We start from the raw sequence: 12,643 nt of genomic DNA, 5'->3' as shown, positions 1-12,643 counted from the left end.
GAATATTCTAAAATTGTGGCTATCTAGTCGACAGCTAAAAGTGGGATTAATTTAAATTGGATAGTTTTAGTGAATTTTACATACACATACATGTATGTATAACATCCACTTCCGATTGAGTAAAACCGTATTCCCAAAACATTTGATCGGAGAAAAAAATACTATTCCCGTAACCCCAACATATCCCACTCAAATAGGCTTGGCAAGCTAGACATATTATTTTTAGGGAAGAATCATGTTTAGCGTTGTTAAATGCGATAAAGTAAAAGCCTAGACATTGCTGCATCGGGATCTGAAGAAACAAAACTGGCAATGAAATTATTATTATAAAACAAGGACTTTCGATACGCGATATAATGGTCTGGGAATTGTAGAGAATCCTAAAAATATCTGCCCGATTTCAAAACCGAACCTCTCTTCGCTATAGCTCCACAAGTTACATGGAGTTTTAAACTTTAAGTGGCGCCTTATTAAAAAAAAGAGCCAAGAATCTATTTATTAAATAAATTCTTGGCCTTTCCTCAGAACTGTTAAATTAACAGGTTTTTTTAATTTTTCTTAATGTTTATTTGGCATTAAGTGTTAAAGCAACCTCTTTGACAATTTCTCCACTGACATAAATAATTTGAGGAGTATTACCTGTATCCCAAACAACATCACCAACGGTAATTGTCGCTCCAATATAATAATTACCCTCATCGAGACCGGTAAAAGAGAAATTCCCCTCACCATCAGTAGTTGTATCAAATAGCAATTCCGTACTTTCAGAATATAACTTAACTGTTATTCCTGATAAAATCTCACCACTATCCGCACTTGCTGACCCAATAATCGATGCTTCATTATTTTTATTACATGAAACAAATAAGGCCAATGACATTATTAAAAAAAGTATCTTTTTCATTTATTTATATTATATAGTTAATAGTTTATTCCAAAACATTTTTCCATTTGTTTTGACGACCTGTAAACCAAAGTGGTAGATTGTAATCATCATGTTGACTGATTCTACTCCAGTTTTCTGGATCGGTCGCCTGAATGCTTGGGTCATAAAGAAAACGTTCTTTCCACTGAAACACTTCATAAGGAGAACCTGGGTTATCTCCAAGGTATTTTACCAAGCGACGTGCAGCCGCATAAGGAGTCTCAAAATTGAACATGTTGTAGTGCAACTGTAACTGATTAAAAATGGCCTCTACCTTATCCTCATTAGACAATCCAGAAAAGCGCTGTGTCTCATAATTAGCATAGGCGCCAGGGTCGATCTCCATGGCTGGTCTATCCCTATCAATTCTAGTCTGATCCATATTACTTGGGAAAGATGGAGTTGTTTGCTTAGAATACTTATTATTGGTATTCAAATTGTACCAATATTGACAAGATAGTTCAATTGCTTTTCTATAATGATCCTCTGCCGATCCGTTGACGGTACCAAATCCCCTAACGGCAGCTTCAGCTAAAGAGAGCTCGGTCTCAACCGCATGAAGCGTAGGATATCTTACATCAAAATTGTACTGTGGTCGAACATTGTATTCGGATATCATATTATTGTCCGTACCAATTGTCCAGCCTATATCACTGTATTGACTACAATGCTCACGAAATGCTTTCAGGAGAAAGGCTTCCCTTTTGGACAAGTCAGCGGCAGCCTCTTCGTTCAAGGTTATCTTCTGTTCATTGCCAGGAGTACCAAAAGATATCTCAGTTACTCCTATATCGGTCATTATTGGATGATTAATATAATAAGCCCTCATAGCTTTGCTGAAATAACTATTGGGGTCCGAACCATCATCCCAGCTAGTTTCAGCTCCAACATAGCGCCCAAGTATATCTTTTGAATATATATAAGCTATTCTAGGATCAACCGTACCGTTTAACAATCCTTCTTCAGAATTGTCCCCATCGAAATAATAAAGAGTTTCACCGTTTACAACTACGCTACTTTCAGTAGGAGTACAATGCATTACATCCTGTAAGAAATGTTTAGGAGCACGACACTCATCCGCCCTTTCCCTAAAAGCCCTAGTAATACCAAGCTCTACCTGCAAACGGTAAGGCTCAACAATAGCAATATCAGCTAAACCAGCTACATCAGTATATTGATCAAAAAGTGGCTTTCCGTTCAACTCTGCAAGTACAGTAGATGTAATCCCTGGTTCCATCTCACTAATATTCATGGCCCATCTTAAACGAAGAGAGTTAATATACTTACGCCACTGCATAATATCTCCGTTAAAAATAACATCTTGTTGTTGAAAAGATGTCAATTCAGCAGAACCTAAATCTACATTCGCCAAATAAGCTTCAATTTCCTTCAATTCCTCAATAATAATAGGATATATATCCTTTTGCCCTAAATATTGGGCTTTTTCCCCGTCAAGTGCTCCTGCAGAACCCGTTTGAAAAAATGGGATTTCATCATATAAGTCTGTAGCACGTTGATAACCGTATGCTTTCATCACATGTAACAATCTCATGTAAAGCACATCTAGGTTCGTACGGTCTTCTTCGGGTATTTTATTAAATTCCTTTTGAGCCCATAGCACTTGTTTTATCCAAGCACTATTAACATTATTAAACACCCCCCTATTGAAAGAATTAGACCCCCAATCATTTTCAACATTTTGAAGAGTATAAGAAAGACCGTAATCACTCACAGTATAATAAAGTTGAACTCCAGTTCCCATAATTCTAGATCCACTTCGCAATTGATGATAAGCGGAGCCATAATCTCCTCGTAAGAAAAATCCACGAGTAAGTTGGGATGTAAAATAACCAGCTATAATACTTATACCTGCATTATCAGCTTGTTGTTTCGAAAACCCATCAGGATCTTGATATAAATCCTCCAAATTATCCTGACATCCAACGGAATTCGCCAAAAGCAAGATTGCTAAGATTGATTTTAAAATAATATTTTTCATAATTTTTATTTATTAATTATAGTTTAGCCTTAACAGACAATCCAATCGAACGCTGTGCCGGAAGTGCAGTTGTACCTGAAGCTCCATCGGACCAACCTGTACCGTTTGACGACTCTGGAATCGTATTTGGAGCAGCTTTATAAAGATACGCAAGATTATTTGCAAATACAGAAAGTTCAATATCCCTCAATCCAATTTTTTCGGATAGATCTGGTAGTCTATAACCCAAAGAAACATTACGTAAGGCTATATAATCACTTTTAAATAAGCGATCTTCTGGAAAAAACCCGTTAGAAAAATAGGAAGCGTAATAATATTCCTCTGCCGAAACAACCTGAGAATTTGCTACTCCACTTGCATTTACACCCGGTAATAACACACCATCATTAAATGTGGGTCCACCGCTAGTATTCGCCCCAATCACTTTCTGACCACTACCATCTAAATGGTAGGCTATTCCTCCACTCTGCGCATCTCTATAGCTCAAGGACTCATTCAATACTCCCGAAGCCATCATATAAGTTTCGCCTTCATGGATAAAAGTAGCCCCAAATGAATAATCCATATTTACTATAAGGCTAAAGTTTTTATAGTTGAAACCACTAAATACCCCTCCTGTTACGTCAGGTAGCAATTTACCTACTTTTCTATTGCTCTTCGTGGAATAACTATAACGTTGTCCATTACTATCTACAATTCGTTTACCATTATTAGGGTCATTGTCATCTGAAGGATTGATGTAATTCTGCCATCCACTTTGTTGATAAATCACCCCATACTCACCCCCAACTTCGGCTACGGCGTTCAATCCATTTGTACTCCAAAGGGATAAAGAAGTTAGATCCCCATCAAGTCTCTCAACCTTTGTTTTACTTGATGCAAAGGTCATATCCAAATTCCATTGAAAATCATTACTTAAGATAGGCTTTGTTTTAAGAGCCAATTCCCATCCAGTGTTAGCTACATCTCCTGCATTTAACCTGATATTATTTACACCAAGTCCCGGAGGAGCCGTAACTTTCATAATTTGATCATAAGTATTTGAATGGTATAATGAAAAATCAACACCCAATCTATTGTTTTCAAAAAGATAGGCTTCAAGTCCAACCTCATATTCGCGCTTACGCTCCGGCTTCAAGTTTGGAACAAAATTTTCATCAATTGGAGGAAGGTCACTAGGTGGAGAAAGAATAAAACCACCACCAGATGCGGAAATTCCCAAATTAACATTACTGAAATAACGTGGTCCTGGACGTCCAACATCGGCCCAAGAAGTTCTTAATTTTAAAAATTTAAACACTTCTGGTAAATCGAAAGAATTGGAAGCTATCCAAGTTGCACTGGCTCCAGGGTAAAAATAACTGTTATTCTCTGGTGGCAAAATTGAAGACCAGTCTTGACGTCCTTGAACTTCAACATATAGCTGATCATCCCAATCTACTTGGAAAGAGCCAAGTACACTATACAATATGTCTTCCCCATTATCGAATGTATATTGAGGTTGAACACCTGAAGGAAGGTTGGAGAACGAAAAGTAATTAGGAATAACCATACCTCCTATCACTGAGGCGCCTTTAGACTCTAAATAATTATTTCTTATAGCACCACCAACAAAACCTGAAAGCCCAAAATCTTTAACATCTGTATCGAAATTTAAAGTAGCCTGTCCGTAAGTTTTACGAATATCCCTACTTTCATCTGTAAAAACCGAACCACTGTTAGGCCCTATCAAACTCGGATCCTGTAGCTTACCTTTATAAACACTACGCTCATTGGTATTATCCAAACCTCCCAAAACGGTAGCGCTTAAATAATCATTAAAAGTTAGGTCCAAGGTAAGCGACTGTATATTGTGAACTCTATCAAAGATTGATTCATTCTGAGTCCAATCCCATAAAGTACCAACTACAGAAGACCTACCCCCTGAAATAAAATTGCTTCTTAAATCTGGATTTGCAAAATAATTATATCCGTTTTCGGTAACCATATAACTTTTCAACAAATCAACGTCAATATCTCCTGAATAAGCTCCTAAACTAGATCTGGCTCCTTGAGCATCAAAGGACCCCGCGTAAGCAGAATTAAGATTTGTTGTAGTATAATAATTCCCTACATACTTCAAAGTTATGAAATCGTTCAAATCGTAGGATGCACTTATACTGAAAGTGTTCTTTTTATACTCTGCATTTGGAATAATTGGTTTCACATTCATATTGGTGTACGAAAATCGTACAGACCCATTATCGTTCCCAGAACTTACGGCAACATTGGAAGTTTGCTGTATACCCGTTTTGAACAATTGGTCGTAAACGGATTGCTTATTTGCTACCCATGGTCTCTGGGACCCATCCCACCAGTTCAACATAACGTTGGGATCAAATTTTGGACCAAAAGCAGCTCCCGATACGTCCAATGCTCTTTGGTTATTTTCATCTAGATAATAACCCTCTGCATCTGTTTGACTATTACTTGCGCTTCTACCTGTACCGTACTTAGTTTGTAGTTTTGGCATAAATGCGCTTTTATCCATTGAAGTGGTAAAAGAAGCCGAAACTCCAAGTCCTCGACTTTTGGCGCCACTTTTGGTAGTTATCAATATAACCCCATTGGCCCCTTCACTTCCGTATAAAACAGAGGCTTTTGCCCCTTTCAGAATTTGAAATGATGCAATATCATCTGGATTTATGTCATTAATCCCTGTTCCGTTATCCCTTCCGCTTCGCTCATTATAACTTATATTGGTATTCTCATCATGAATAGGAATCCCGTCAACCACAATTAAAGGTCTGGTTGTTGAGTTCGAATCAAATGAAACAGCATTTCGAATATTGATTTTCATTCCTCCAGAAGGTCCAACAGCCGTTGAGGCCACGCTAACCCCAGAAGCTGCTCCATATAATGACTGCAAGGCATTAACTGGAGTACCACTAGCCATAATACGCTCCGAATCAACTTGGGCTACAGAATAACCAAGAGCCTTGGCATCCTTTTTAATTCCCAAAGCTGTTACAACAACCTCTCCCAATTGCTCCGCATCTTCTTCAAGTACAACTTTAATCGAAGTTTGAACACCTACAGCTATTTCTTTTTTGGTATATCCTAAGGAAGAAAAAACCAATGTAGCATTATCACCTACATTAAGTGAATAGTTACCATCAAAATCTGTTGAAGTACCATTAGTAGTCCCTTTCTCCACAACGTTTACACCTGGTAGAGGGGTACCCAAATCATCGGACACTGTACCGGTGACCGTTTTGTTCTGCGCCATCATTCCCTGTACAAGGAGAAACGAGGCCAGTAATAAATAGTAATGAATTTTTTTAATCATACTAATAATTTTTAGTTAGTTAATCAGAAGTTAATTTAGGGAGTTACCCCAATGTTAATTAATTCATAAATTTTCGTATTCTTGGGTAGGTAAGGAAATTAATTCGACTAATGACAACTGCCAAAAGCCTAATGACGTATTTTCGAAAACGTTTTAGTATTCTTAAACAACACTATTTTGATCTTTATTACAAAAAAAACACCCTGATAGTTACGATTACCATCAGGGTGTTAAAATAGTTTATGATAAAATAGGTCAATTACCACCGGGAACAACTTCCATTCAACGTTGGCCTGTTCGCTTATTGGATTCTTATTCCATTACAATCCAATAAACTCCCGACCTATTACGATCTCTTATTTAATTTTGATAACAAATGCTTCGGTGTCCAACAATTTAGCGCCCAAATCCTTTGGAAGCTGAATAGCCATGCCCTCGTTTTTTTGGGTCCATTTCAATTTCTGTTTACCCCCCAGGAGCTGTGCCTTGGCACCTCTTGACGCAACATAATTTGGAAACACTATTTCGGAAGGTAAAGATGTCTGTCCCTTTTCCACTAGATACGTAAGATAGATCGCTCCATCAGGCTTGGCGGTAACACAAACGTTGTCAAATTTAAAGGGAGCCATGGATCGGGTACCATAAATGGCCTCCTTGTTCACCGACATCCAATCGCCAATTTCACTCAGCAATTTGTAAGCCCCTTCATCCCACTCCCCTTCTGGGCTGGGAGCAACATTCAACAACAAATTACCTCCTTTGGCCACTATATCCACCAAAGTATGTATGGCCTCACGTCCGGACATGTATTTGGCATCAAAAGAATAGGACCAACCACCGCCAGCTATGATACAGGATTCCCAAGGATAGGGAAGCGGCTTTTCCGGCACCCTATTTTCCGGGGTCAAATAATTTTGATTCTTACCGTGAACGGCCCGGTCCACCACTATTAATCCCGGCTGTTTTTCCCTGGCTTTGACCACTAATTCATCCATTTTTATATCTTGGTTAACGATACGGTTCTTTAAATATCCGTTGTCATTATTAACTAGCTGCTGCTCGTACCAACTGGTAATTTCGGATTTAGGTGTTTTGGCCACCCAGCCGCCATCCAACCACAAGATATCCACCTTGCCGTAGTCTGTTAACAATTCCAATATCTGATTATGGGTAAAGTCTATGTATGCCTGCCATTTCTCAGGATTGGCCTCTGGTTCATAATTAACATTCCTATCCCGAGGAGGGTAATAAGGATCCCAATAGGTTGGGGTATTCCAATCCGGTTTGGAAAAATAGGCTCCGGCCCATAACCCCTGCCCTCTAAAGGAATTAAAAATTTCCTTGGTGATATTGGCTTTAGGGTTGGTTGAAAATGGGGTTTTTGGATCCGTTATTTTGTAATCTGTGTATTTGGAATCGAACATGGAAAAGCCATCGTGGTGCTTGGTAGTGAATACCACGTACTTCATTCCCGCATCCTTTGCTGCCTTGGCCCATTTATCAGGGTCAAACTTCACAGGATTGAAAGTTTTTTGCAAATCCTCATATTCCCTTTTATACGTATTATAATCACTGGGATTAGAACCTTTGGTCCGTTCGCACCAACCATATTCCTCGGGACAAAGCGACCATGATTCCACTATACCCCACTGACTATAAGTTCCCCAATGCATCAGAAGGCCAAATTTCATATCCTGCCATTGTTCCAATTTCTCAAGCACCAAGGGATCGGTCTCGGGCACATATCGCTCGTCCTCATAGATGGCCTGTGCATCCATTGCTTGGGAAATGAAGGCCAAGATAATCGCCGTCATAAGATTTTTAAATCTAATTTTTGTATTCATTTATTCCGGATTTAATTAATTATTATTTCATCGGCAAATAGCCAAGAAGGCAGTCCAGCAGCATGGTGCCAATAAGGTGTTTTTGTGTTTGTAGCCCTAACCTTGATATATCGAGCATTCCTTTTTTCAAAATCCAATTTAAAAAATTGAATATCGTTGACCTTGCTGTCCTTGGTTAAGGGAAAAGGATTGTTAATAGTCCCAAAACTTTCAAAATGCCGGTTATCAAGGGAGCCTGAATAGGTAACCTTCCCAGGAAAAAAAACTATATGATTGGTAACCTGCAAAAAGGCCAAAGAAATAGTACTTATGTTCATAGGCTCCCCTAAATCCACAACCACCTCCATATCATTTCCTTCGTACCCCAACCAGTTGGCATAAAAACTGCTTCCCCCCAGAGCCCCATCGGTAAGTGCCATAGGGTCTTCCTTAGCGTATTTTTTTGGTTTTGTTATGGTAACCACTTTTTTGCCCATGGCAACATTGGGCATCCTTATTACTTCCAGTGCCGACATATAATTTGCCAGATACTCCGTTACGGTAAAACCCATTTCATTCATTAGGGTAATATTGTTCTTGGCCGTGGTGGCCTTAAAATTATCCAGTAGTGTGGTCACCAGCGGATTTATTATCTTTTTACCTTCCTCATTGGGGATCAAAAGCCGATAATTGTCGGTAATATTCTTCCTACTGGCCTCCAATTCGGCAAAATCCACCCCCAAACGTGCCACTTTTACCCGGGCCAAAATTTCGGGTTTTCCTGCCACCGCCTTTTCTGCAGCGTCAAATAATTGGGAGTATTCGGATAGCATCCCTGGACTTAAATAAGATGAAATTGCCTCCGATGGATCTCCGTAGAGAAATAGAAAGAAATCCTTGTCTTCCTTTAACTTGGTATGGATTACTTCAATATATTTTTTTATATGCACCCCGGCTTCTTCATAATAACCAGTGGCAAAATCCGTCAAGAGGGCATCAAAATTTAGATCGGGATTCCAAAGCAGTTTTGCCGTTATATAGGATCTTAGTTCAAATAGTTCGCTAGGATTGTTACTGTGTTGTTCAAAAACCCATTTTGCATTGTTGTCCCGAAACAATTGAATATTGGGCTGCAGTGTATGGATATTGGGAAATGGGGCAAAAAAATTGGTAAACTGTGTTGTATAATCCCAAATTCTAATATTGTTCGTTAGTTTACCCCATCCTATTAAATCGTTTGCAAAATCGTTACACTTCCCTGCAATGGGCGCACTTCTATCGCACTCAATAGAGCAAAGTGTTATCAATACATTTTCCAGAGGTTTTGTTTTGCATGGCTTTCTCGTATATTGATAGGCCAATGTGGAAATCATTTTATCCGGAAAAGTAGCTGCAACCTCATTTACAAATCGAATCATGGTGCCCGATGGACTGCCTTCTTCTTCATTGATTTTACTACAATCGTCGCACTGGCAATATTGTTGATTATCATCCTGGCTAACGGATATTACCCCTGCCTTGGGAAATTGCTGAAACAAGGAAGCTACAGAGTCCTTTACAATAGCCAACACATCAGGATTGGTCAAACACAATTGGGTAGGCAACCTTTGGTCGCCCCGCAGCGCATAATATTCCGGATTGGGTTTGTAAAATTTTTCCTCGGGCAAAAACTTGTGGAACGTATGTACCCTGGCACTAGGGACATAAGTGGGAAAGGATTCATCCGTTACCTTTTGTTGTTCCGCATATTCCGGATTGTCATAAAACAATCTTGAATGGACCGTTCTGGTAGTAATATCAGGGGTATACGTATAATTCAATGCGGGAAGATCTATATTTTTGGAAGTAGGTATTTTCTCCACCTTGGGTGCATACCACCTACAACCAAGATAACGCTCCAAGAATTCGTACACAGCATATTTTGTAGCCCTATCCGAACCTCCTCCTACCCAAAGGTTTTTTTCCATGGTCCTTATGGATATCCCTTGCTCCTCCAAATTCCTTTCATTATCAATACCCAGATAAATTTTATGCTTTTCAGTACTTTGGGAAGCTTTATCGACTATTTCCAATTTTGCACCACTAATTTTATATAAATATCGCTGCAATATTTCGGCAGATTTCTGATTACTTTCCGAGGCCCTACCCATAATTACAATTTCATAATCTGACTGGCCCGCATGAACCAATTCAATTCCATCCATATTGCAGGACGATAGGATCGATACTATTAATAAGAGACTTAGGGTTTTTAAATGTGCCTTTAAAATATTCATTCTCAATGTCATTTTAACCTATTTGTACAATTTCAGCTCCAATGTTTTGCCATTTACCAATTCATCATGTCCTATGAAATACCCCATATGGGGTTTTCCGTCTATCCTTATCTTTTCAATAAACCGGTTCTGCTCTGAAAAGTTTGAAATTATAGTAATTTTTTCCTGCTGATAATAATCACTATCCAAATGTATGGTTATCTTATTAAACCGTGGCGTTGCTATAGTGTAAATTGGATTTGAAGGACTTATGGGATAAATACCCATCATTGAAAACACGGCCCAAGCGGACATGGTACCCGTATCGTCATTCCCCGGGAGTCCGTCCGGCGCATCCCTATAATATTGATCTAGCAAATCCGAAACTATTTGCTGGGTCCGTCTTTCCTCTCCCTTCACATAATTGAATAAATAGGGATAGGCAATATCCGGCTCATTGGCCATATCATAATGCCCCTTATCAAAGACATCCTGCAATTTATTTACATAATGTTTTGGCCCACCCATAAGTTTCATAAGGCCCTTGGCATCATGGGTGACCATAAATGAATACTGCCATGCATTGCCTTCAATAAATCCCGGATTTTTCACAAAGTTGGCTCCGGCTTCCGGATTATAGGGACTTAACCAGGATCCGTCATCATTTCTAGGTCTCAGTAAATTAAATTCCCTATCGAAAAGGTTCCTGTATGAGATAGACCTTTTGGAAAAACGTTTATAGTCCTCTTTTTTACCCAATATTTTGGCCAATTGGGCTATGGCATAGTCCGAAATATTATATTCCTGGGTGGTTGATACAGATCCACTATTGGTGGTTTTGGTGGTGAGGTATCCTTTTTTCAAATAATCTTTTAGTCCAGGGCGAAGGGGATTATTTTCAATCTGATCTGCACTTTTGACCATAGCTGCATAGGCCTTTTCCACATCAAAATCCTTTATACCCTTCAAATAGGTATCGGCGATGACAATTCCGGCCGGATCCCCTACCATAGTAGTCGTTTCCGTGGCGTTCAACTCCCATTTTGGCAGCCACCCGCTCTCATCATAGATCTGCAACATACTCTTCACCATATCGGATTGTTGTCTTGGATAAACCAAACTCATAAGCTGATGCAAATTCCTATAGGTATCCCATAGGGAAAATACGGTATATCGGGTATCCTGGGTCCTTAAAATTTCCCTAGTTCCCATTTTGGGATAATCGCCATTATAATCATTCAGGGTACTGGGATGGATCAAAGTGTGATATAAAGCGGTATAAAACTTAACCTTATCCCCTTCAGCACCCCCTTCTACCTCAATCTTGGACAAATATCTGTTCCAATTCTCCTTGGACTCTGTCAAGATTTGGTCAAAACTTCGCGTTGATGTTTCCTTTTCCAAGTTTTCCCGGGCGTTTTCAATACTGACATAAGAGATTCCAACTTTCATTTCCACTACCGTGGGCTCTTTAAAGTTATATCGCATATAACTCCCTATACTATCGCCTATAACTTCCATGGTATACCCTGGCATTATCCTAGTTTTTCCATTATAGCCCATCCATTCGGCTTCGGTACCTGTATAAGTAGTTGGTTTCTTCCAAACCCCATACTCGGTCGCAGGCTTGGAAAACTTTGCCACAAAATAAACGGGGTATGCTTCTTCTGGTTTGTAATAACAAAATGAACCAACAGAACGAACTCCTTCAATTTCTGTGGGTGAAACTACCCTAACAGCGGCGCCTTGTTCATTGGTAAGTCCCAAACCAAGATTTATTAAAATATTGGCATCCCCTTTCGGAAAGAAATATTTGCTCACCCCTACCCTAGTAGTTGCCGTTGCCTCCACTTTTATATTATAATCATCCAACGTATTGGAATAGTATCCTACTTTGGAAACCTCATTGGAATAGGAACTTCCGTATTTTAGATAATCAACTTCAAGCCCCCCTGTAGTGGGCATGGCCAATATTACCCCTAATTCCGGACAGCCCACCCCACTTAAATTAACATGGCTGAATCCTGTTAAGAAGGTATTCTCCTGCACGTAAGGGGTAGACAGCCATCGACTGTCTTTTTCCAAGGGCAAATTTTTAGGTCCAGCCACATTAAAGGGAGATACACTCACCATACCTCTTACCGCTATAGGCCCGGGATTGGTAGTCCCAAAATTTGAAGTCCCTATAAAAGGGTTCACATACTCTACCGGTTGCTTTTGGGCGTAGGCTCCAAGAGCACAAACTACCAATATCAATACTAATTTATTCTGTAAACCCATCCTTATGTTTTGCTATATATGTTTGTTCTGAAT

6 protein-coding genes are annotated in these 12,643 nt (G+C 39.3%); all 6 read right to left on the bottom strand.

Annotated features, from left to right (window positions below):
- Positions 1-565: 565 nt before the first annotated feature.
- The 6 genes from C7972_RS11890 to C7972_RS11865 all read right to left on the bottom strand — a co-directional run bounded on the left by C7972_RS11890 (position 566) and on the right by C7972_RS11865 (position 12,610).
- Positions 566-904, bottom strand: coding sequence for an SdrD B-like domain-containing protein (locus tag C7972_RS11890; RefSeq protein ID WP_110356403.1), 339 nt, complete (start codon positions 902-904; stop codon positions 566-568).
- 25 nt (positions 905-929) lie between these two features.
- Positions 930-2,882 carry a SusD/RagB family nutrient-binding outer membrane lipoprotein gene (locus C7972_RS11885; protein ID WP_181422867.1) on the bottom strand — a complete coding sequence of 651 codons (1,953 nt, stop codon included), beginning with the start codon at positions 2,880-2,882 and terminating at the stop codon, positions 930-932.
- A gap of 58 nt (positions 2,883-2,940) precedes the next feature.
- Entirely contained in the window at positions 2,941-6,252 is a 3,312-nt protein-coding gene (locus C7972_RS11880; protein WP_110356401.1) for a SusC/RagA family TonB-linked outer membrane protein, read from the bottom strand.
- Positions 6,253-6,608: 356 nt separating this feature from the next.
- Positions 6,609-8,096, bottom strand: coding sequence for an alpha-L-fucosidase (locus tag C7972_RS11875; protein ID WP_220020894.1), 1,488 nt, complete (start codon positions 8,094-8,096; stop codon positions 6,609-6,611).
- Between the two features lie 11 nt (positions 8,097-8,107).
- Entirely contained in the window at positions 8,108-10,351 is a 2,244-nt protein-coding gene (locus tag C7972_RS11870; RefSeq protein WP_181422866.1) for a DUF4838 domain-containing protein, read from the bottom strand.
- A gap of 18 nt (positions 10,352-10,369) precedes the next feature.
- Entirely contained in the window at positions 10,370-12,610 is a 2,241-nt protein-coding gene (locus C7972_RS11865) for a GH92 family glycosyl hydrolase (protein ID WP_110356399.1), read from the bottom strand.
- Between the last annotated feature and the right edge of the window lie 33 nt (positions 12,611-12,643).

It is taken from the genome of Arenibacter sp. ARW7G5Y1, from assembly GCF_003201775.1.
Lineage (GTDB): Bacteria > Bacteroidota > Bacteroidia > Flavobacteriales > Flavobacteriaceae > Arenibacter.
Note: the sequence above shows the minus strand (reverse complement) of the source record. Positions and strands in the feature narration are given on the sequence as shown.

Coding starts and splice junctions, on each gene's coding strand:
- C7972_RS11890 (WP_110356403.1), bottom strand. CDS start 904: ATGAAAAAGATACTTTTTTTAATAATGTCATTGGCCTTATTTGTTTCA.
- C7972_RS11880 (WP_110356401.1), bottom strand. CDS start 6,252: ATGATTAAAAAAATTCATTACTATTTATTACTGGCCTCGTTTCTCCTT.
- C7972_RS11875 (WP_220020894.1), bottom strand. CDS start 8,096: ATGAATACAAAAATTAGATTTAAAAATCTTATGACGGCGATTATCTTG.
- C7972_RS11870 (WP_181422866.1), bottom strand. CDS start 10,351: ATGAATATTTTAAAGGCACATTTAAAAACCCTAAGTCTCTTATTAATA.
- C7972_RS11865 (WP_110356399.1), bottom strand. CDS start 12,610: ATGGGTTTACAGAATAAATTAGTATTGATATTGGTAGTTTGTGCTCTT.